This is a genomic window from Serratia nematodiphila DZ0503SBS1 (assembly GCF_000738675.1).
Classification (GTDB): domain Bacteria; phylum Pseudomonadota; class Gammaproteobacteria; order Enterobacterales; family Enterobacteriaceae; genus Serratia; species Serratia nematodiphila.
Window position 1 is genome coordinate 945,935 of the sequence record NZ_JPUX01000001.1, and the last position, 20,823, is coordinate 966,757.

The window sequence follows — 20,823 nt, forward strand, 5'->3', positions numbered from 1 at the left end:
CGGGGCCGCCTTTGTATTTTCAGGATGCGGCCAGTCTGCCGGCGTGGCCAGGCGCCTCGCCGCGATTGGCGGGCTGCGTGAAGTAACGACGGTCTTCCCAGCGCAGCATCGTCAGGTCGCCGCCCCAGCAGCAGCCGGTATCCAGCCCGATCACGCCTTCCGGCGTGCCCTTGCCTTCGAGCGAGGCCCAGTGGCCGAAGATGATGGTGTATTCCGGATCCACCAGGCGCGGCAGTTCGAACCACGGCTTCAGCGGCGCCGGCGCGCTGCCCGGCGCATCTTTGCAGATCATGTCGAGCTGGCCGTTGGGGAAGCAGTAGCGCATGCGCGTGAACGCATTGGTGCTGAAACGCAGGCGCGCCAGGCCGCTCAGCTCCGGCGCCCAGTTGTTCGGCATGTCGCCGTACATGGCATCGAGGAACAGCGGATAGCTGTCGCTGCTCAATACCGCTTCCACTTCGCGCGCACACATTTTCGCGGTGTCGATATCCCACTGCGGGGTGATGCCGGCGTGCGCCATCACCAGCTTTTGCTCATCATCCACCTGCAGCACCGGTTGGCGGCGCAGCCAGTTGATCAACTCGTCGGCGTCAGGCGCCTCCAGCAGCGGGGTGATGCGATCTTTGGGTTTGTTGCGGCTAATGCCGGCGTAGACCGCCAGCAGATGCAGATCGTGGTTGCCCAGCACCATGCGCACCGCCGGACCGAGCGAACGCACGTAGCGCAGCACGTCCAGCGAGGCGGGGCCGCGCGCCACCAGATCGCCGGTCAGCCACAGTTGATCGCGCTCGGGATCGAACGCAACCTGAGCCAGCAGCGACTTCAGTTCATCGAAACAGCCGTGAACGTCGCCGATAAGGTATGTCGACATAATTAATGGATCAGCGTTGGAATGGCTAAGCGGAACACGGGAATAGCGGTGCGGAACGGCTGACCCTGATGGTCAACCATTTCGTAATGGCCTTCCATGGTGCCCAGCGGCGTTTCCAGAATGGCGCCGCTGGTGTACTGAAACTCTCCACCGGGCGGAATGACGGGCTGTTCGCCGATCACGCCTTCGCCCTGGACTTCGGTTTGGCGGCCGTTGCTGTTGGTGATCAGCCAGTAACGGCCCAGCAGTTGCACGTTGGTCCGCCCCAGATTGCGGATGGTGATGGTATAGGCGAAGACGTAACGCTCTTCTTCAGGGATCGACTGTGATTCCACATAGATGCTCTGAACCTGAATACACACGCGGGGCGAATCAATCATGACAACAACTCCTTATTGCTGTGGCGCCGGATTGGCTGACAGCCAGTTCGCCAGCTTGCAGTACTGCGCCACAGAAATATTCTCTGCTCTGAGCGAAGGATCGACGCCCAGCTCCGTCAGCTGCTCCGGCGTGAACAGGTCGCCCAGGCTGTTGCGGATGGTTTTCCGCCGCTGGTTGAACGCCTGCGTGGTGATGCGGCTCAGCATGCGCACGTCGCCCACCGGGTTCGGCAGCTCGGTGTGCGGGACCAGGCGCACCACGGCGGAATCGACCTTCGGCGGCGGCGCGAACGCGGTCGGCGGCACTTCCAGCACCGGAATGACGTTGCAGTAGTACTGCGCCATCACGGTCAAACGCCCGTAGGCCTTGCTGTTCGGGCCGGCCACCAGACGGTTGACCACCTCTTTTTGCAACATAAAGTGCATGTCGCGGATTGCCTGAGTATAGCTGAAAAGGTGGAACATCAGCGGCGTCGAAATATTGTACGGCAGGTTACCAAATACGCGCAGCGGTTGGCCAGCTTCCTCGGCCAGTTCGGCAAAATTCACCGTCATGGCGTCCTGCTGGCGGATGGTCAGCTTGTCTTTCAGCCGCGGGTGGTTCTCCAACCGGGTGGCCAGATCGCGGTCCAGTTCGATCACCGTCATGCGGTCCATGCGCGCGCCAACCGGCTCGGTCAAGGCGCCGAGGCCGGGGCCGATCTCGACCACCGCTTCGCCCGGCTGCGGGTGAATGGCGGAGACAATGCTATCGATGACAAACTGATCGGTTAAAAAGTTTTGTCCAAAGCGTTTGCGGGCAAAGTGCCCTTGGTGGACTCTGTTATTCATTACAATTAATTATCATTTTAATGGCGAGATTCAGGGCCGTTTGGAAACTGCCGACATCGGCGGTGCCGGTGCCGGCCAGTTCCAGAGCGGTACCGTGGTCGACCGAGGTGCGTATGAAAGGCAAACCGAGGGTGATATTCACCGCGCGGCCGAACCCTTGGTATTTTAGCACCGGCAGCCCCTGATCGTGATACATCGCCAGCACCGCATCGGCATCTTGCAGATATTTGGGCTGGAACAGGGTGTCCGCCGGCAGCGGGCCGATCAGATGGATACCGTCAGCGCGCAGCGCGTCGAGCGCCGGGATGATGGTGTCTATCTCTTCGCGCCCCATATGGCCGCCTTCCCCGGCGTGGGGATTCAGACCGCAGACGTAAATGTGCGGCTGAGCGATGCCAAATTTGGTTTTCAGATCGTGGTCGAGAATGCGAATGACTTCGAACAGGCTCTGCTGCGTGATGGCGCCCGGCACCGCCAGCAGCGGCAGGTGGGTGGTCGCCAGCGCCACGCGCAGCTCTTCGGTCGCGAGCATCATCACCACGCGATCGCAGCGGCTGCGCTCGGCAAAGAATTCGGTATGGCCGATAAACGGCACGCCGGCGTCGTTGATCACGCCTTTGTTCACCGGGCCGGTGATCAGAGCGGCAAATTCGCCGTTCAGGCAGCCGTCGCAGGCGCGCGCCAGGGTTTCCACCACGTAGGCGCTGTTGCCGACGTTCAGTTCACCGGCGGTGACCGGCTGAGCGAGTGACACCGGCAGCACGGTCAGCGTGCCGGCGCGTTGCGCCTCGGCCGGTTGCTGCGGTTGGTAGTCGCGCAGCGTCAGCGGCAGGCCCAAACGCTTGGCGCGTTCAAGCAGCAGGGCCGGATCGGCGCACACCACCAGCTCAACAGGCCAATCCTGTTGCGCTAGGGCGGCTACCAAATCCGGCCCCACCCCGGCGGGTTCGCCGGGGGTAATGACGACGCGTTTATTGCTGTGCATCGCTGCCATCGAGGATCTTCACGTAAGCCTGGGCGCGCTGTTCCTGCATCCAGGTCTGCGCCTCTTCGGCGAACTTACGGTTGAACAGCATGCGGTAAGCGCGATCTTTCTGCGCGGCGTCGGTCTTATCCACCTGACGGGTATCCAGCAGCTGAATCAGGTGCCAACCGAAGGAAGAGTGGACCGGCGCGCTGATTTCACCTTTGCTCAGCTTCAGCAACGCATCGCGGAAGGCCGGATCGTAGATGTCCGGGGAGGCCCAGCCCAGATCGCCGCCCTGCATGGCGGAACCCGGATCCTGCGACAGCTGTTTGGCTTCGTCGGCGAATTTGGCGCGGCCGCTCTTGATCGCTTCCGCAACGGATTGCAGCTTGGCGCGCGCCTGATCGTCAGTCAGCACCACAGAAGGCTTCAGCAGGATGTGACGGGCGTGCACTTCAGTGACCGACACCGACTGGCTGGCGCCGCGGATATCGTTGACTTTCAGGATGTGGAAGCCGACGCCGGAACGGATTGGGCCGACGACGTCGCCTTTCTTGGCGCTAACCAGACGTTCAGCGAACAGGGTCGGGATCTCTTGCAGCTTGCCCCAGCCCATGTTGCCGCCTTTCAGCGCCTGAGAATCGGCGGAGTAGGTGATCGCCAGCTTGCCGAAGTCGGCACCGCTGTTGATCTCACCCACCAGGCGTTTGGCCAGCTCTTCGGCTTTGTCGACCTGCTGCTGCGACGGGTTTTCCGGCAGCGGGATCAGGATGTGGCTGATGTTCATTTCGGTGTCGCTGCCGTTCTGCGCGCCCACCTGTTTGGCCAGTGCGTCCACTTCCTGAGGCAGGATGGTGACGCGGCGGCGCACTTCGTTGTTACGCACTTCGGAAATCAGCATCTCTTTGCGGATCTGCGAACGGTAGGTGTTGTAGTTCAACCCTTCGTACGACAGGCGGCTGCGCAGCTGATCGACGCTCATGCGGTTCTGCGCGGCGATGTTGGCGATCGCTTTGTCCAGCTCGGCGTCGGACACGGTAATGCCCATTTTCTTGGCCATCTGCAGCTGGATGTTATCCATGATCAGCCGTTCGATGATCTGATGGCGCAGCGTCTTGTCGTCCGGCAACTGTTGGCCGGCCTGCTGGGCGTTGAGCTTGACTGACTGCAACAGACCGTTGACGTCGCTTTCGAGTACCACGCCGTTATCCACGACGGCGGCGACTTTATCCACTTCTTGGGGTGCTGCGAACGCGGCATTGGCGCAAACCACCAATCCGAGAATAAGCGTTCTCCAGTTCTTCATACATTTCCCATTATGTAATCCGCAAATGCGGGTGAAAGTTCTCGTTTTCAAAGTGTTGCAAAGCGTCAGAATGCGCGCTGATACGGCAGAATGCCGGAGCGCAGCATTTCTGCGGAGCCGAGACTATGATCGCTGCTCAGGCCGCGCAGTTCGACGTTGAACGAAACTCTGTTGTCGTAAACGCTGGTATTGTTGCTGTTGTTCCAGTCGGTGATCTTGCGCTCATAGCCCAGGGTCACCGCCCAGCAGCAGGTGTTGTACTTCAGCCCCAACAGTTGATCGGCGGATTGTTTGGCGCGGGTGTCGTAGTAGTACGCCCCGACGACCGCCCAACGATCGGCGATCGGCCAACTGCCGGTGATGCCCACCTGCGAGATGCCGTCCTGGAAGGCCGGAACCGTTTTGGTGTTCAACGCCGTCTGGATGTATTCCGGCGTGGCGTAACGGTAGTTCAGCTGCACCACGCGCTCGGCGTCCTGGCGGTATTCCACCACGCCGTTGCCCAGCGAGACGCTGTTCAGGCGGGTGTCATACTGCAGGCCACCGCGCAGGCCCCAACGATCGTCGATTTTCCAATAGGTATCGCCGGCCCAGGCCACGCTGCCGGTGTCGTCGTTGTTGTCGTAACCGGTCATCTGGTCACCGGTACGCGAACGGCTGAAGTAGTAGATTTGACCCACGGAAGCGTTAAAACGTTCCACCAGCGCGTCATCATAAATGCGCGTGGTCAAACCGGTAGAGACGCGGTTCTGCGAAGCGATGCGATCCAGGCCGCTGTAGGTGCGGTCGCGGAACAGGCCGGAGTAGTCGGTCTGCAGCAGCGTGGTGTCGTAGGTGTAGATGTTGCTCTGATCGCGGTACGGCACGTACAGGTACTGCACGCGCGGCTCCAGCGTCTGGGTGGCGCCTTCGGCCCAGATCATCGGCCTCTCGAACACCAGCTTGCCGTCGACCTTGAATTGAGGCAATACGCGGTTGACCGAGTCATCAAGATCCGGTGCTGCGGCGCCTTTGCGGTTCTGGTAGTTAGCGGCGAAACCGTCAGGAATATCCTGCTGGTAGTGGGTCGCCATCACTTTGGCTTCGGTGTTCAGGCTGGCCCAGCCGTTGGTGAGCGGCAGACTCAGCGTTGGCTCCATATGCAGACGGGTGGCATCCGGGCTGTACGGGTTGACGCTGGTGAACTTGGCAGCCTGGCCGTAAATATGGAAATCGAACGGGCCGAGGTCGTTCTTGTAATAGTTCAGATCCAGCTGCGGCTGGACTTTATACGACTCCGACTGTGAACGATCGGTATCGTCGTAAATCTGGAACTGCTTGGAGCTCAGCGTGGCGTTCCAGTTTTCGTTGGCGTAGCCGAGGCTGAATTTCTGCGTGGCGTAGCCGTCGGTAGTGGAACCGTACTTGGAGTCCAGATCGGTGAAGTATTTGGAATCGCTGACCTTGGTGTAGTCGACGTTGAAGCGCCACACCTGATCCATGACGCCGTTGTGGTTCCAGTAGAACAGCCAGCGTTTGCTGTCGTCATGATCTTTGCCGTATTCCTTATCGTCCGGCAGCCAGTCGAACTCCATCAGGCCGAGGCCCGGCTGTACCAGATAGCGGAACTCGGTCTGCCACTGCAGGCCGCGCTTGGACATATAGTGTGGCGTGATGGTGGCATCGTAGTTCGGCGCGATGTTCCAGTAGTACGGCAACATGAACTCGAAGCCGTTGTTGCTGCCGTACTTGGCGTTCGGGATCAGGAAACCGGAACGGCGCTTGTCGCCGACCGGCAATTGCAGGTATGGGCTGTAGAACACCGGCACGCCGCCGATGCGGAAGCGGGCATTCCACACTTCCGCCACCTGCTCTTCGCGATCGTGGATCACTTCGGAACCGACCACGCTCCAGCTGTCGTCGCCCGGCAGACAGGAGGTAAAGGTGCCGTTTTCCAGAATGGTGTAACGGTTGGCGCCGCGCATTTTCATCTTGTCGGCGTCGCCGCGCCCCTGACGGCCGACCATCTGGTAGTCGCCTTCATAGACGTCGGTATCTTTGGTATTCAGGTTCGACCAGGCCTTAGGGCCTTTCAGTTTGATCTGATTGTCGCTGTAGTGCACGTCGCCGGTGGCGGTGACGGTGCGCACCGGTTCCGTCTGGCCAGGGTTTTGCGTCTGGTTCAGCTCGACTTCTTTGGCGGTCAGGGTGCTGTTGCCCTGCTCGATATGCACGTTGCCGCTGAACAGGGCGCTTTTCGGGTAGTCGGCGCGCGAGTCATCGGCATTGATGGTCACCGGCTGGCTGTTCGGATCGCCGCTGACCAAAGGCTTGTCGTAAACGGGAACGCCAAGCATGCATTGCTCGGCCAGATCAGCCAGCGCATGCTGACTGTAGAGTGCCGTCCAAATCATCGTGGCCAGCAGTGTTGGGAAACTTTTTTTCATACGCGGTTTTGGTGTTCCGTCATCAGAGGCGTCGTGTCCGGCAAACGGTCAGAGACTATATTACTCATCTGCGTTGCGCTAGTGCTAAATCCAGCCGTTTACTTGCGTCGTCGTTAGGCGCAAAGATAAATGACAGGTATGATAATCCAAATTCTAGGAAAAATCGCCTGCGCCCTTTCCTGAAGCGAAGGAGAGCGGGCGGCTTTCGGCATGATAATTGAGGAGTATATGCAGTATTGGGGAAAACTGCTCGGCGTCATCGTCGCCATCTGGTCTGGCGCGGGATTCTGGGGTGTAGTTCTGGGGCTGATTATCGGTCATATGATCGATACGGCGCGCAGCAACAAGCGCAGCCGGGGGTTTTTCACCGACCAGCAAACGCGGCAAACGCTGTTTTTCCGCACCACTTTTCAGGTGATGGGCCACCTGACCAAATCCAAGGGACGCGTTACCGAGGCGGATATCCAGATCGCCAGCCTGTTTATGGATCGCCTGCAGCTGCACGGCGAAGCGCGCACCGCGGCGCAGCAGGCATTCCGCGAGGGCAAACAGAGCCAGTTCCCGCTGCGTGAGACGCTGCAGCAGTTTCGCAGCATCTGTTTCGGCCGCTTCGATCTGATTCGGATGTTTCTGGAAATTCAGATTCAGGCGGCGTTTGCCGACGGCTCGCTGCACCCGAACGAACGTCAGGTGCTGTATGTCATCGCCGAAGAGCTGGGCATTTCGCGCGCGCAGTTCGATCAGTTCCTCAGCATGATGGAGGGCGGGCGTCAGTTCGGCGGCGGTCAGCAGGGCGGGTATTCGCAGGGCGGCTATCAGCAGGCTCAGCGCGGCCCGACGCTCGACGATGCCTGCAAGGTGCTCGGCGTGCGCAGCAGCGACGATGCCGCCACCATCAAACGCGCCTACCGCAAGCTGATGAGCGAACACCATCCGGATAAGCTGGTGGCGAAAGGCTTGCCGCCGCAGATGATGGAAATGGCCAAGCAGAAAGCGCAGGAGATCCAGGCGGCGTACGACCTGATCAAACGCGAGAAAGGCTTCAAATAACGATACCCGTCATACTTCGAGCCGCAGGTGTGTTGGCTGCCCGCGCTTACCCCGGTCACGTACTTTTTGTACGCTCCCGGGGCTGCGCTTGGTTGCCGCCTTCCTGCAACTCGAATTATTTAGGGTATCCCTGAGTGGTGGGCTCAGAAATCCGGTTCGGCGCGAAAGTGCATTGGCGTCTGGAAGGCGGGGTGGGTGATGCGCAGTTCTTGCGCATGCAGCTGTAGCCGTGGCGCCATCGCCTTAGCCTCCGGCGGGGCGTAGAAACCGTCGCCGAGGATCGGATGCCCCAGCGCCAGCATGTGCACCCGCAGCTGATGCGAGCGGCCGGTGATCGGCGTTAGCTTCACGCGCGTGCTGCCATCGGCGTCGCGCGACAGCACCAGATACTCGGTTTGCGCCGCTTTGCCGGTGTCAAAACACACCTTTTGCAGCGGCCGGTTCGGCCAATCGCAGATCAGCGGCAAATCCACCAGTCCTTCGTCATGTTCCATATGCCCCCAAACGCGGGCGATATAGGATTTCTTCGGCTCGCGTTCGCGGAATTGACGCTTCAGCTCGCGCTCGGCGGCCTTGTTGAGCGCCACCACGATCACCCCGCTGGTGGCCATGTCCAGCCGGTGCACCGATTCGGCGGCCGGATGATCGGCCTGAATGCGGGTCATCAGGCTGTCTTTGTTTTCCGGCGCGCGGCCGGGCACCGACAGCAAGCCGCTGGGCTTGTTGACCACCATGATGTGTTCATCCTGATACAGGATGTGCAGCGGGTCCTGCGGGGGATTGTAGGGTTCCATCTTGGCTCCGCGAAAAGGGCCGAACGGGGAGACGGTGGCCTCCCCATGTCGCGCCGGTTACTGGTGGGTGACCACCACCAGACGAATGGCGTCCAGGCGCCAGCCGGCTTCATTGAGGTTGGCCAGCACCTGACGGCGGTTGAACTCCAACGCTTCGACTTCGTCGTCGCGGATGTTCGGGTTGACCGCCTTCAGCGCTTCCAGACGCGCCAGCTCGGCGCTCAGCTTGTCGTCCGCCTCTTGCTTCGCCTGTTCGATAAGCGTGCGCGCCTGCGCTTCCACCAGGCTTTCCGCCTGCTGCAGCATGGCGTGCACGTCTTGCTGCACGGCATTGACCAGCTTGCTGGAGGTGTGGCGGTTGACCGCGTTCAACTGGCGGTTGAAGCTTTCGAACTCGACCTGCGCCGCCAGGTTGGTGCCCTTGCGATCCATCAGCATGCGGATCGGCGTCGGCGGCAGGAAGCGGGTCAGCTGCAGGTGCTTCGGCGCCTGGGCTTCCACCACGTATACCAGCTCAACCAGCAGGGTGCCGACCGGCAACGCTTTGTTTTTCAACAGGGACACCGCGCAGCTGCCGGTATCGCCGGACAGGATAAGATCCAGACCGTTGCGGATGATCGGGTGTTCCCAGCTGACGAACTGCGCGTCTTCACGTGACAGCGCCCGATCGCGATCGAAGGTGACGGTGCAGCCGTCCTGCGGCAGGCCCGGGAAGTCCGGCACCAGCATATGGTCGGACGGCGTGAGCACGATCAGGTTGTCGCTGCGGTCTTCCTGATTGATGCCGACGATGTCGAACAGGTTGAGCGCGAAGCCCACCAGGTTGACGTCGTTATCCTGCTCGGCGATGGCGGCGGCCAGCGCCTGGGCTTTGTCGCCGCCGTTGGAGTGCATCTCCAGCAGGCGATCGCGGCCCTGTTCCAGCTGCGCTTTCAACTGATCATGCTGCTGGCGGCAGGCGTGGATGAATTCGTCCAGGCCCTCCTGCTCGGTCGGCGCGGCCAGATAGCCGATCAACTGCTCGTAGCAGCTGTCGTAGATGGTGCGGCCGGTCGGGCAGGTGTGTTCGAAGGCGTCGAGCCCTTCGTGGAACCAGCGGCCCAGCACCGCCTGCGCGGTGTGCTCCAGGTAAGGCACCATGATTTGGATATCGTGCATCTGGCCGATACGGTCCAGACGGCCGATACGCTGCTCCAGCAGATCCGGGTTGAACGGCAGATCGAACATCACCAGCTGGCTGGCGAACTGGAAGTTGCGGCCTTCGGAACCGATCTCGGAACACAGCAGCACCTGCGCGCCTTCTTCTTCGGAGGCGAAGTAGGCGGCGGCGCGGTCGCGCTCGATGATCGACAGCCCTTCGTGGAACACCGCGGCGCGGATCGCTTCACGCTCGCGCAGCACCTGCTCCAGCTGCAGCGCGGTGTCGGCTTTGGCGCAGATCACCAGCACTTTTTCGTTGCGGTTGGCCAGCAGGTAATCCAGCAGCCACTCGACGCGCGGATCGAAGTTCCACCAGGTGGCGTTTTCGCCTTCGAATTCCTGATAGATCTGCTCCGGGTACAGCATGTCGCGTGCACGGGCTTCGACGGATTTTTTGGCGCCCATGATGCCGGACACTTTAATCGCGGTCTGATATTGAGTTGGCAACGGCAGCTTGATCTGGTGCAGGTTGCGGTGCGGGAAGCCCTTCACGCCGTTACGGGTGTTGCGGAACAGCACGCGGCTGGTGCCGTGGCGATCCATCAGCATCGAAACCAGCTCCTGACGCGCCTGCTCGGCGTTGTCGCCTTCGCTGTTGGCGGCTTTGAGCAGCGGCTCGATATCCTGTTCGTCGATCAGCTCGCCCAGCAGGTTAAGCTTGTCGTCGGCCAGGCGTTCACCGCTCAGCAGCAGGGTGACGGCGTCGGCCACCGGACGGTATTTCTGCTGCTCGGCGACGAACTCGCCGTAGTCGTGGAAACGGTTCGGGTCGAGCAGGCGCAGGCGCGCAAAGTGGCTCTGTTGACCGAGCTGTTCCGGGGTGGCGGTCAGCAGCAGCACGCCGGGGATATGCTCGGCCAGCTGTTCGATCACCTGATATTCGCGGCTTGGCGCCTCTTCGCTCCAGGCCAGGTGGTGCGCTTCATCGACCACCAGCAGATCCCACTGGGCGTCCGCCAGCTCTTCCAGGCGCTGCTTGTTGCGGCGCACGAAGTCCAGCGAGCAGATCACCAACTGTTCGGTCTCAAACGGGTTGCTGCTGTCGAGCTTGGCTTCGGCGTAGCGGCTGTCGTCGAACAGCGAGAAATAGAGGTTGAAGCGGCGCATCATCTCCACCAGCCACTGGTGCTGCAGCGTTTCCGGCACCACAATCAGCACGCGCTCGGCGCGTCCCGCCAGCAGTTGCTGGTGGATGATCATGCCGGCTTCGATGGTTTTGCCGAGGCCGACTTCGTCCGCCAGCAGAACGCGCGGCGCATGGCGCTGGCCGACTTCATGAGCGATGTGCAGCTGGTGCGGGATCAGGCTGGCGCGCATGCCGCGCAGGCCGGCGAACGGCAGGCGATACTGCTCGCTCTGGTATTTGCGGGCGCGAAAACGCAGCGCGAAACGGTCCATGCGGTCGATTTGGCCGGCGAACAGGCGATCCTGTGGTTTGCTGAAGGTCAGCTTACTGTCCAGCAGCACCTCGCGCATCGCCACGCCGCTTTCCTGAGTGTCCAGGCGGGTGCCGATATAGGTCAACAGACCGTTTTCCTCTTTCACCTCTTCCACCTGCAGCTGCCAGCCCTCGTGGCTGCTGACGGTATCGCCCGGGTTGAACATCACGCGGGTGATCGGCGAATCGTTTCTGGCATAGAGGCGGTTTTCACCGGTGGCGGGGAAAAGCAGGGTAATCATGCGCGCATCCAGCGCCACGACGGTTCCCAATCCTAATTCGCTTTCCGTGTCGCTGATCCAGCGTTGACCAAGAGTAAAAGGCATATATTGTCGGCTCGATTCTTTGTAAGTAAGTCTTGTTACCGGGCGGGAAGGGCCGCGGCACCTGTACTGAACGTCAGCTAATCCCGGTTTGTTTTAAATTTGGCGGGCAATAGCCGTTCACGCCATGCAGACGTCGCGAGACGGCAGGGCTAAGCGTGGTTCAGTTTTGGGAAGGGCGCTATGGTAATGGAAGGCGGCGCGTTCGTCACCTGCAAAACCCGATGATTTTTCTTAACCTGGCGCAATCTCAAAACAGCCCCATTTGCCCGGTGACCAGCGTGGTGAAATCGTCGTGCAAGAAAGGGAGTATAGCGTCTGCCACCGGTTGCAGCTGGCGTTCGAGGTAATGCTGATAGTCGATGGGCGAATGGCGGGTTTCCAGCGGTTCCGGCCCGGCCACGGTCATCACGTAGCTGATCCAGCCGCCGTTCTGATACTGCAGCGGCCGCCCCTGTTGGCGGTTGTAGTCGTCGGCGATGCGCGCGGCGCGGGCATGCGGCGGCACGTTGCGCTGATAGTCATCGAGCTTTCTGCGCAGCCGTTTGCGGTACACCAGTTGATCGTCGAAGTCGCCGTTCAGGGTTTTGCCGACGTAATCGCGCACATAGTCCTGGTAGGGCTGTTGTTTGAAGATACGCTGATAGAGCTGCTGCTGGAACTGCTGCGCCAGCGGCGTCCAGTCGGTGCGCACCGTTTCCAGCCCTTTGTACACCATCTCTTCCTCGCCGTCGGCGCGCGCGATCAGGCCGGCGTAGCGTTTTTTGCTGCCCTGTTCGGCGCCGCGAATGGTCGGCATCAGGAAGCGGGAATAGTGGGTTTCGAACTCCAGTTCCAGCGCGTTCTCCAGCCCGAACTGCTGCTGCAGATGCTGCTGCCACCAGGCGTTGACCCGCTGCACCAGCGCCCGGCCGATCTGCGCCGCCTGCTGCTCGTCATGCGGCTGTTTCAGCCACACGAAGGTGGAGTCGGTGTCGCCGTAAATCACCTGATAGCCTTCGGCCTCGATCAACTCGCGGGTTTGGCGCATGATCTCGTGGCCGCGCAGGGTGATCGACGACGCCAGCCGCGGATCGAAGAAGCGGCAGCCGCTCGATCCCAGCACGCCGTACAGCGCGTTCATGATGATCTTCAGCGCCTGTGACAGCGGCTTATTGTGCTGGCGCTTGGCGGCCTCGCGCCCCTGCCAGATCTGCTCGACGATCGCCGGCAGGCAGTGTTTACTGCGCGAGAAGCGGGCGTTGCGAAAGCCGGGCACCGAGTCGGCGTCGCTTGGGTGGCGCATGCCTTCCACCAACCCGACCGGATCGATCAGGAAGGTGCGGATGATCGACGGGTACAGGCTTTTATAGTCCAGTACCAACACCGAATCGTACAGGCCGGGTTGGGAGTCCATCACGAAGCCGCCGGGGCTATGCTCCTCCGGCTGTTCGCCGAGGTTGGGGGCGACAAAGCCCAGGCGATGCATGCGCGGCATATAGAGGTGGCTGAAGGCCGCCACCGATCCGCCGCTGCGGTCGGCCGCCAGCCCGGTGACGGTAGCGCGCTCCAGCAGGAAGTTGAGCAGGTCGGCCTTGGCGAAGATGCGCGTCACCAGCTCACAGTCCTTCAGGTTGTAGCGAGCCAGCGCCGGCTTGTCTTCCGCGAAGCGCCGGTCGATCTCCGCCATGCGTTGATAAGGATTGTCGATCGCCTTGCCTTCGCCCAGCAGTTCCTGCGAAACGTATTCCAGGCTGAAGGAGGGAAAGTTCCAGGTGGCGGATTTCAGCGCCTCGATGCCATCGATGATCAGGCGGCCGGCGGCGGCGGCGAAAAAGTGATTCTGCTTGAAGCCGTGCTCGCGCCATTCCAGCAGGTTGCCGCCGCGCCCCAGCCGCAGCGGGATTTGGTAGCGCTCGGCGTGCTTTTGCAGCACCCGCAGATCGAACTGCACCAGGTTCCAGCCGATGATGGCATCGGGATCGTGCCGCTCCAGCCAGGCGTTCAACCGCTCCAGCAGCTGAGGGCGGCTGGCGCAGTATTCCAGATCGAAATCCAGCGGCGCATCGCCGCCGTTGGCCGGCCCCAGCATATAGACCTGACGCTGGCCGCAGCCTTCCAGCGCGATGGAGTAAAGCTCGCCGTGGGCGGTGGTTTCGATATCCAGCGACACCAGTTTTAGCGTTGGGCGGTACTCTGGCGCCGGCTTCATTTGGCCGCTGAGCAACGGCCCATTGCCGTCGCCCTGGCCGTTGAACCATACCGGCGCGGTGATGAAGCGTTCCATCAGGTAGCGCTCCGGCGGGCGAATGTCGGCCTCGTAGACCGCAACGCCGCCTTCCCGCAGCAGTTTTTCCAGCTTGATGAGCTGACGGTGCTGGCGGCAGTACAGCCCCAGCATCGGCCGGTGATGAAAATCCGTCAGCGCCAGCGGTTTCAGTTCGACTTGCCGTTCTTCCCGCAGCAGCAGTTCCGCGCGCTGCCTGTGTTCGGCGGGGATAAACGCCACCGAGGTTTGCGGCGGCAGGCGCAGCTGACGCGGGCCGGCGTCGGTCGCCAGCCAGAATTCGACCTCGGTGCCGGCGGACGTGTCGCGCCAGTGGCGAGTGAGCAGGAAACCCTGTTGCAGTGCTGTCATAACCCCTTCGTCTTCCGCCGGGCGGCGTGCGCGACATTCAGCGAGATGTCGGTTTTGGCGCTAATATAGATAAATTATAGTATGGGTTTTTATACAGTGATTGTCCATCGCCGCGCGGCGTTGCCAAATACGCATACAATTGATCGATTGACTCGTTTGCGGCGGCACTGGAAAATCCTCCGCCCGTTTGGCCCGAATAATCCACAGAGGTGTAATGGAAGCCTATTTACAAGATTTGATCACCCAGTCACTGGCTTTCACCCTGATGGTCGTCCTGCTGGTCGCTTTTCTGGAGTCGCTGGCGCTGGTGGGGCTGCTGTTGCCCGGCACGGTGATGATGGCCAGCATCGGCGCGTTGATCGGCAGCGGCAAGGTGGACTTTTACTACGCCTGGGCGGCGGGCATCGTCGGTTGCCTGCTCGGCGACTGGATCTCTTATTTCGTCGGCCGCGCGTTCAAGGGGCCATTACACCGTTGGTCTTTCCTGAAGAAAAACAAGGCGCTGCTAGACAAAACCGAGCACGCCTTGCACCAGCACAGCATGGCGACCATTCTGATCGGCCGTTTCGTCGGCCCGACGCGTCCGCTGGTGCCGATGGTGGCCGGGATGCTCGATTTGCCGCCGTACAAGTTCGCGCTGCCGAACATCATCGGTTGCCTGACCTGGCCGCCGGTTTATTTCTTCCCCGGCATTCTGGCGGGCGTGGCGATCGATATTCCCGCCGGCGCCGACAGCGCGATGTTCAAGTGGCTGCTGCTCGCGGCGGCATTGCTGGTCTGGCTGGCGGTATGGTTGAGCTGGCGCTGGTGGCGTGAGGGCAAGCGCAACGCCGATCGACTGAGCCGTTGGCTGACGCCGCTGCGGCTGCGCGTGGTTTGCGGATTGGGTTGGCTGGCGGCGCTGGCGGCCGGTTATGCGCTGAGTCAGCAGCCGCTGATGCCGGTGTATCGCCACCTGCTGTGGCAGGTGTTGTCGGGTCAATGACAAAAGGGGGCGAAAGCCCCCGTTCGCCTTACTGGAAGAACGCTTCCAGCTGTTCAAATACCCGCACGTCTTCGCTGTGGCGCTTCACCTGCATCACATCCTCCAGCTTTTCCACCTGGCTTATCATCTGCTCCAGCCGCTGATCGTCGGCGACCAGTAGCCAAATGCGGCTTTGCTGGCCGTCCTTCAACGGCAGGCACAAAATGCCTTCGACGTTGAACGCGCGGCGGGCGAACAGCCCGCAAACGTGCGACATCACGCCGGGATGGTTGCGCACCGCCAGCTCCAGGATCACCTGGGGTTTATCTTGTGGTTGCAGCATGGCTTATTCTCCAATCATGTCGATGTTGGCGGCGCCCGGCGGCACCATCGGGAATACTTTTTCGTTGATATCGATCAGCGCGTGGATCAGGCAGGGGCCCGGGCGTTGGATCGCCTCGGCCAGCGCCGCCTGCGGATCTTCCGCGGCGTTCAGATCGCAGGTATCCAGCCCGAATCCGGCGGCGATCTTCAGGAAGTCGGTGCGCTTCGGGTAGGCGGCGGCGAAGATGCGCTGCTGGTAGAACAGGGTTTGCTGCTGGTGCACCAGCCCCAGCGCCTGGTTGTTCATCAAAATGATTTTCACGTCCAGATCGTGCTCGACCGCGGTGGCCATTTCCTGAATGTTCATCATCAGGCTGCCGTCGCCGGAGAAGCACAGCACTTTGCGCTCGGGCTCCGCCAGCGCCGCGCCGATCGCCGCCGGCAGACCGAAGCCCATGGTGCCCAGCCCGCCCGACGTCAGCCACTGGCGCGGCCGGCTCAGCGGATAGGCTTGCGCCACCCACATTTGATGCTGGCCTACGTCGGTGGTGATGATGGCGCTGTCGTCCACACAGCGCGCGGCGGCCAGCACCAGGCCGTAATGGCTCAGCGGATCGTCGGCGTTGGGCATGTTGAACGGGAATTCGCGTTTCAGATCGTTGACGGTGTTCAGCCATTCGCTGCGCGGCTGCGTGTCGATCTGCGGCAGCAGCTGTTGCAGCACCTGGCCGACGTCGGCATGGATCGCCACGTTGGCCTGTTTGACCTTGCCCAGCTCGGCGCGGTCGATATCCACGTGAATGATGGCGGCGTTAGGGCAGAACTGCTCGGTTTTGCCGATTGCCCGATCGTCGAAGCGCGCGCCCAGCACGATCAGCAGATCGGCCTCCTGCAGAATGAAGTTGGTGCTGCGCGCCGCGTGCATGCCCAGCATGCCCAGCGACAGCGGGTGTTCCACCGGCATCGCGCCCAGCGCCATCAGCGTCATGGTGGTGGGCAGACCGGCGCGTTCGGCCAGTTCCACCGCTTGCCGGTGGGCGTCGGCGCAGATGATGCCGCCGCCCAGATAGAGGATCGGGCGCTTTGCCTGATTGATCATCGCGGCGGCCTGCGAAACCAGCGCCGGATCGAAGCTCGGAGCGGCGTCCGGCACGGCGATCGGCGGCAGCTCTTCCAGCGTGATGGTGGCGGTTTGCACGTCTTTCGGCACATCGATCCAGACCGGGCCGGGGCGGCCGGACTCGGCGATGCGGAAGGCGTCGCCAATCACCTGCGGCAGTTCGCGGATATCGCGCACCAGGTGGTTGTGCTTGGTGATCGGGATGGAAATGCCGTAGGTGTCCACTTCCTGGAAGGCGTCGGTGCCGATCATCGAGGAGGGCACCTGACCGGTGATGCACACCAGCGGAATGGAGTCGAGTTTGGCGTCGGCGATGGCGGTGACCAGGTTGGTGGCGCCCGGCCCGCTGGAGGCGATGCACACCGCCGCCTTGCCGTTGGCGCGCGCCATGCCTTGCGCCATAAAGCCCGCGCCCTGTTCGTGGCGCGCCAGCACGTGGTGAATGCGGGTGCTTTGGCTCAGCGCGTCATACAGCGGCAGCGCGGCGCCGCCGGGAATGCCGGCGACGGTGGTGATGCCCTGACGCTCCAGCAGATGAACGATCAATTGTGCGCCGGTGAAGCTGGTGCCCGGTTGAGGCGTGCCCGAAGTTGCCATGTTCCTGTCCTTTCTCAAGGCCGGTGAGCTTTGCTGGGCAGGGTGCTAAAACAAGAAACCCCGCCCGGTTTGCGCCGGCGGGGTTTGGGAATCGATGCGTTGATTCGGACCCTACGGCGCATTGCCGACGACCACCACCACACGCACGACGACCACCGCGGCTGGTAGCGCGGTAACTAGTAGGGTCGAAGTCAGCGAGGATGCGATCACAGGGAACCTTATCATCAGTAAAAAAAGTCAGGTTTTTATAAAAACACAGGCGCAAAATTCGCACAACAGGTTTATTGGCGCAGCATAAAAAACGCGCGTCAGATCACGCTTTGCCCGAAATGCCCAGCACGCGCGCTTCGGGCGCGCTGCCGTCCAGCAGGGCCTGCGTCGGGCCGTCGTAATAGATGCGGCCGTCGACCACCAGCAGCGTGCGCGGCGCGATGCGTGCGGCGTCGTCGAGGTTGTGCGACACCATCAGCAGCGTCAGGTTGCGCTGTTCGCATACCGTCTGCAGCAGTTGCAACATCTCGTTGCGCAGCGCCGGATCGAGCGCCGAAAAGGGCTCGTCGAGCAGCAGGATCGGCCGTTGGCGAATCAAACAGCGCGCCAGCGCGGCGCGCTGACGCTGGCCGCCGGAAAGTTGCGACGGCAGGCGCTCCAGATGCTCTTCCAGGCCGACCTGCCGGGCGATGTGCTCCCGCTGTTGGCGCTGCTGCTCAGTCAAGCGCAGTCCGGGATCCAACCCCAGCCCGATGTTCTGCGCCACCGTCAGATGCGCGAACAGGTTGTTCTCCTGAAACAGCATCGACACCGGCCGCTTGGCCGGCGGCGTGGCGGTGTGGTCTTCGCCGTTCAGCAGCAGCCGGCCGTTGGCCGCCGGCAGAAAGCCGGCGATCAGGCTCAGCAAGGTGCTTTTACCGGCGCCGCTGGGGCCGAGCACCGCGACGCGCTCGCCCGGCTGGATGCGCAGATCAAAGCGCATCGGCAGGTGTTCATACAGGTAGGTCAGTTTTTCAAGCGTCAGCATGGCGGCCCGGTAAGCGTTCAATCAGGGTAAACAACAGGAAGCACAGCAGCAGCAATAGCAGCGCGGTCACCGCCCCGTCGTTGCTGCGGTAGGCGCCAATCTGCTGATACAGGTAAAAAGGCAGGGTACGGAAATGCTCGTTGCCAAACAAGGCGACCACGCCGAAGTCGCCGATCGACAGCACGCAGGCGAAGGCCAGCGCCTGCGCCAGCGGGCGGCGCAGGGCGCGCAGTTCAATCAGCCGCAGCCGTCGCCAGCCGCGGATATCCAGCGACAGGCACAGCGGGTTGTAACGTTCGGCGAGGTCGCGCATCGGGTTCTCCAATACCTTTAGCGCGTAGGGCACCGCCATCAGCGCATTGGTGAGGATCACCAGCGCATAGGGCGACTGCGGCAACCCCATTGTATCGCCCAGCAGCAGGAAGAAGCCGGTGGCCAGCACGATGCCCGGCATCGCCAGGATCACCATGCCGCTGAGCTCCAGCGCCTGGCCGCCGCGCAGCTGTTGCCGCAGTTTTAGCTCACGGCTGCTCCACAGCAGCATCATAGTGAGCGCCACGCACAGCAGCCCTGCGCCGAGGGCGATGCGCAGCGACGTGAACAGCGCCTGCCACAGCACCGGCTGGCGCAGCACGCTGACCATGGCCTGATTGGCGCCGTCGGCGATCACCGCCAGCAGAGGCGGCAGCAGCAGCAACAGCGCGGCGGCGATCAGCAGAAAATCGCCGACGCGTCGCCACAGGCTGTCATCCGGATTGCGCCAGCGCTGGGCGTGGGTATGCCCCACCGGCAATGCCTGGCTCAGGCGCTGACTGATCAACACCAGCCCGAGACAACAGCCCAGCTGGATCAGCGCCAGCATGGCGGCACGCCCCAGATCGTAGTCGTAACTCAGCGCCTGGTAGATCGCCAGTTCGATGGTGGTGGCCTGTGGCCCGCCGCCCAGCGACAGCACGGTGGCGAAGCTGGCGAAGCACAGCATGAAGATCAGCGCGCCGCTCGGCAGGATTTGGCGGCGCAGCGCCGGCCATTCGACGAAGCGGAACTGCTGCCAGCCGTTCATGCCCAATTGGGCGGCCAACTGTCGCTGCTCCACCGGAATGTTCTCCAGCGCCTGCAGCAACAGGCGGGTGGCCAGCGGCAGGTTAAAGAACAGGTGCGCCAGCAGAATGCCCTGCAGACCGTAGGGCGAGAAACCATACTCGACGCCCAGCCAGCCGCACAGCGTCGCCAGCCAGCCCTGGCGCCCATAGACGCTGAGCAGGCCGAATACCGCTACCAGCACCGGCAGCACCAGCGTCATGGCGCACAGCCGCAGCAACAACTGCCGGCCGGGGAAACGGCGGCGATAGAGCGCGCGCGCCAGCAGAATGGCGGGCAGCACCGAAATCAGCGCCGACAGCAGCGCCTGCAGGAAGGTGAAGCGCACCACGTGCCACAGGTAACTGTCCTGCCACAGGCTGCGCCAGTCGCTGTCCGGCGCGTGACGCCACAGTGACCCCAGCGCCAGAGCGGCGACCAGCAGGATCAGGCCGGCGGCCAGCAGCCCCGGCCAGAGCCAGCGGGGGATCAGCGGCTGACGGCGGTTTGCCATGCCCGGATCCAGCCGCCGCGTTGTGTGGCCACCTCTTCGGCGCTGTATTGCAGCGCGGTCTGCGGCACGTTCATCTGCTCAAAGCCGACAGGCAGCGGGGTGTTGATCACCGGGTACATCCAGTTGCCGGTCGGGATGGTGTTCTGGAATGCCGGCGTCACCATGAACCGCATGAAACGCTCGGCCAGCTCAGGCTGTTTGGCGGCTTTCAGCTTGCCCGCCACTTCCACCTGCAGGTAGTGGCCTTCGCTGAATGTGGCGGCGGCGTAAAGGTCTTTTTTCTCTTCGATCAGGTGGTAGGCGGGAGAGGTGGTATAGCTGAGCACCAGATCGCCTTCGCCTTTCAGGAACAGGCCGTAGGCTTCGCTCCAGCCTTTGGTGACGGTCACGGTCTTCTTCGCCAACTGCTGCCAGGCGGCCGGCGCCTTGTCGCCATACACTTTTTGCATCCACAGCAGCAGGCCGAGCCCCGGCGTGCTGGTGCGCGGATCTTCGTAGATCACTTTCCAGTTGCGGTCGCCGCTGACCAGCTCCTGCAGGCTTTTCGGCGGGTTCTTCAGTTTTTCTTTGTTGTAGACGAAGGCGAAGTACCCGTAGTCGTAAGGCACGAAGGTCGCGTCCTGCCAGCCGCCCGGCACCGTCAGCTTGGCGGTGTCGACGTCGCTCGGCGCGAACAGGCCGGTTTGCTGCGCCGCCTGCAGCAGGTTGTTGTCCAGCCCCAGCACCACGTCGGCGGCGCTGTTCTTGCCCTCCATGCGCAGGCGGTTCAGCAGCGAAACGCCGTCTTCCAGCGCCACGAACTTCAGTTCACAGTCGCATTCGGCCTCGAAGGCTTTTTTCACCGCCGGGCCAGGGCCCCAGTCGGCGGCGAAGGAATCGTAGGTGTAAACCGTCAGCGTCGGCTTGGCGAACGCCGGCGCGGCGCACAGCAGCAATAAGCAGGGCAGATATTTTTTGACCACGTTGCACTCCTGAAAAATAAGGGGGCAAGGGCATCTGAGGG

General features: G+C 62.1%; 17 protein-coding genes. 2 read left to right on the forward strand and 15 right to left on the reverse strand.

Annotated elements, in window-relative coordinates; translation table 11 throughout:
* Positions 1-19: 19 nt before the first annotated feature.
* The 6 genes from apaH to lptD all read right to left on the reverse strand — a co-directional run bounded on the left by apaH (position 20) and on the right by lptD (position 6,781).
* Positions 20-871 (reverse strand): bis(5'-nucleosyl)-tetraphosphatase (symmetrical) ApaH, encoded by an 852-nt coding sequence (gene apaH / locus JL05_RS04320; RefSeq protein WP_033631768.1) that lies wholly within the window; start codon positions 869-871, stop codon positions 20-22.
* A 2-nt stretch (positions 872-873) separates the two neighbouring features.
* Positions 874-1,251, reverse strand: a complete 378-nt coding sequence (apaG, locus tag JL05_RS04325; RefSeq protein ID WP_015376624.1) for a Co2+/Mg2+ efflux protein ApaG — start codon at positions 1,249-1,251, stop codon at positions 874-876.
* A gap of 12 nt (positions 1,252-1,263) precedes the next feature.
* A complete protein-coding gene (gene rsmA / locus JL05_RS04330) occupies positions 1,264-2,082 on the reverse strand; it encodes a 16S rRNA (adenine(1518)-N(6)/adenine(1519)-N(6))-dimethyltransferase RsmA (RefSeq protein ID WP_004932881.1) in 819 nt (272 codons plus the stop codon).
* Positions 2,075-3,076 carry a 4-hydroxythreonine-4-phosphate dehydrogenase PdxA gene (gene pdxA, locus JL05_RS04335; RefSeq protein WP_370531233.1) on the reverse strand — a complete coding sequence of 334 codons (1,002 nt, stop codon included), beginning with the start codon at positions 3,074-3,076 and terminating at the stop codon, positions 2,075-2,077. Before pdxA ends, rsmA begins: the two co-directional genes overlap by 8 nt.
* Positions 3,054-4,355, reverse strand: coding sequence for a peptidylprolyl isomerase SurA (gene surA / locus JL05_RS04340; protein ID WP_033631769.1), 1,302 nt, complete (start codon positions 4,353-4,355; stop codon positions 3,054-3,056). Before surA ends, pdxA begins: the two co-directional genes overlap by 23 nt.
* A 65-nt stretch (positions 4,356-4,420) precedes the next feature.
* Complete coding sequence (lptD, locus tag JL05_RS04345; RefSeq protein ID WP_033631770.1) at positions 4,421-6,781, reverse strand: LPS assembly protein LptD; 2,361 nt, start codon at positions 6,779-6,781, stop codon at positions 4,421-4,423.
* Positions 6,782-7,009: 228 nt separating this feature from the next.
* Between lptD and djlA the strand changes: the two genes are divergently transcribed.
* Positions 7,010-7,831: a co-chaperone DjlA gene (djlA, locus tag JL05_RS04350; RefSeq protein WP_015376627.1), complete on the forward strand. Its 822-nt coding sequence runs from the start codon at positions 7,010-7,012 to the stop codon at positions 7,829-7,831.
* 143 nt (positions 7,832-7,974) lie between these two features.
* Here the strand turns inward: djlA and rluA are convergent, their stop codons facing one another.
* From rluA to JL05_RS04365, 3 genes are all read right to left on the reverse strand, one after another.
* On the reverse strand, positions 7,975-8,625 hold the full coding sequence (gene rluA / locus JL05_RS04355) for a bifunctional tRNA pseudouridine(32) synthase/23S rRNA pseudouridine(746) synthase RluA (RefSeq protein ID WP_004932866.1): 651 nt from the start codon (positions 8,623-8,625) through the stop codon (positions 7,975-7,977).
* A 57-nt stretch (positions 8,626-8,682) separates the two neighbouring features.
* Positions 8,683-11,589: an RNA polymerase-associated protein RapA gene (gene rapA / locus JL05_RS04360; RefSeq protein ID WP_015376629.1), complete on the reverse strand. Its 2,907-nt coding sequence runs from the start codon at positions 11,587-11,589 to the stop codon at positions 8,683-8,685.
* 247 nt (positions 11,590-11,836) lie between these two features.
* Positions 11,837-14,203: a DNA polymerase II gene (locus JL05_RS04365; RefSeq protein WP_033631771.1), complete on the reverse strand. Its 2,367-nt coding sequence runs from the start codon at positions 14,201-14,203 to the stop codon at positions 11,837-11,839.
* Positions 14,204-14,417: 214 nt separating this feature from the next.
* Between JL05_RS04365 and JL05_RS04370 the strand changes: the two genes are divergently transcribed.
* Positions 14,418-15,188, forward strand: a complete 771-nt coding sequence (locus JL05_RS04370; RefSeq protein WP_033631772.1) for a DedA family protein — start codon at positions 14,418-14,420, stop codon at positions 15,186-15,188.
* Positions 15,189-15,216: 28 nt separating this feature from the next.
* On the opposite strand, the gene ilvN is transcribed toward JL05_RS04370, so the two are convergent.
* The 6 genes from ilvN to thiB form a co-directional block, all read right to left on the reverse strand.
* On the reverse strand, positions 15,217-15,510 hold the full coding sequence (ilvN, locus tag JL05_RS04375; protein ID WP_033631773.1) for an acetolactate synthase small subunit: 294 nt from the start codon (positions 15,508-15,510) through the stop codon (positions 15,217-15,219).
* A 3-nt stretch (positions 15,511-15,513) separates the two neighbouring features.
* Entirely contained in the window at positions 15,514-17,208 is a 1,695-nt protein-coding gene (gene ilvB, locus JL05_RS04380) for an acetolactate synthase large subunit (RefSeq protein WP_033631774.1), read from the reverse strand.
* 111 nt (positions 17,209-17,319) lie between these two features.
* Positions 17,320-17,433, reverse strand: coding sequence for an ilvB operon leader peptide IvbL (gene ivbL / locus JL05_RS25290; RefSeq protein WP_154747116.1), 114 nt, complete (start codon positions 17,431-17,433; stop codon positions 17,320-17,322).
* An 88-nt stretch (positions 17,434-17,521) separates the two neighbouring features.
* Positions 17,522-18,226 (reverse strand): thiamine ABC transporter ATP-binding protein ThiQ, encoded by a 705-nt coding sequence (gene thiQ, locus JL05_RS04385; protein ID WP_033631775.1) that lies wholly within the window; start codon positions 18,224-18,226, stop codon positions 17,522-17,524.
* Entirely contained in the window at positions 18,213-19,820 is a 1,608-nt protein-coding gene (gene thiP, locus JL05_RS04390) for a thiamine/thiamine pyrophosphate ABC transporter permease ThiP (protein ID WP_033631776.1), read from the reverse strand. The genes thiQ and thiP overlap by 14 nt, the downstream gene beginning before the upstream one ends.
* Complete coding sequence (gene thiB / locus JL05_RS04395; protein WP_033631777.1) at positions 19,796-20,782, reverse strand: thiamine ABC transporter substrate binding subunit; 987 nt, start codon at positions 20,780-20,782, stop codon at positions 19,796-19,798. The genes thiP and thiB overlap by 25 nt, the downstream gene beginning before the upstream one ends.
* Positions 20,783-20,823: the final 41 nt, after the last annotated feature.

Excerpts from the sequence above, each read along its gene's own strand:
- apaH (WP_033631768.1), bottom strand. The coding sequence starts at position 871 with ATGTCGACATACCTTATCGGCGACGTTCACGGCTGTTTCGATGAACTG.
- apaG (WP_015376624.1), bottom strand. The coding sequence starts at position 1,251 with ATGATTGATTCGCCCCGCGTGTGTATTCAGGTTCAGAGCATCTATGTG.
- rsmA (WP_004932881.1), bottom strand. The coding sequence starts at position 2,082 with ATGAATAACAGAGTCCACCAAGGGCACTTTGCCCGCAAACGCTTTGGA.
- pdxA (WP_370531233.1), bottom strand. The coding sequence starts at position 3,076 with ATGGCAGCGATGCACAGCAATAAACGCGTCGTCATTACCCCCGGCGAA.
- surA (WP_033631769.1), bottom strand. The coding sequence starts at position 4,355 with ATGAAGAACTGGAGAACGCTTATTCTCGGATTGGTGGTTTGCGCCAAT.
- lptD (WP_033631770.1), bottom strand. The coding sequence starts at position 6,781 with ATGAAAAAAAGTTTCCCAACACTGCTGGCCACGATGATTTGGACGGCA.
- djlA (WP_015376627.1), top strand. The coding sequence starts at position 7,010 with ATGCAGTATTGGGGAAAACTGCTCGGCGTCATCGTCGCCATCTGGTCT.
- rluA (WP_004932866.1), bottom strand. The coding sequence starts at position 8,625 with ATGGAACCCTACAATCCCCCGCAGGACCCGCTGCACATCCTGTATCAG.
- rapA (WP_015376629.1), bottom strand. The coding sequence starts at position 11,589 with ATGCCTTTTACTCTTGGTCAACGCTGGATCAGCGACACGGAAAGCGAA.
- JL05_RS04365 (WP_033631771.1), bottom strand. The coding sequence starts at position 14,203 with ATGACAGCACTGCAACAGGGTTTCCTGCTCACTCGCCACTGGCGCGAC.
- JL05_RS04370 (WP_033631772.1), top strand. The coding sequence starts at position 14,418 with ATGGAAGCCTATTTACAAGATTTGATCACCCAGTCACTGGCTTTCACC.
- ilvN (WP_033631773.1), bottom strand. The coding sequence starts at position 15,510 with ATGCTGCAACCACAAGATAAACCCCAGGTGATCCTGGAGCTGGCGGTG.
- ilvB (WP_033631774.1), bottom strand. The coding sequence starts at position 17,208 with ATGGCAACTTCGGGCACGCCTCAACCGGGCACCAGCTTCACCGGCGCA.
- ivbL (WP_154747116.1), bottom strand. The coding sequence starts at position 17,433 with ATGATAAGGTTCCCTGTGATCGCATCCTCGCTGACTTCGACCCTACTA.
- thiQ (WP_033631775.1), bottom strand. The coding sequence starts at position 18,226 with ATGCTGACGCTTGAAAAACTGACCTACCTGTATGAACACCTGCCGATG.
- thiP (WP_033631776.1), bottom strand. The coding sequence starts at position 19,820 with ATGGCAAACCGCCGTCAGCCGCTGATCCCCCGCTGGCTCTGGCCGGGG.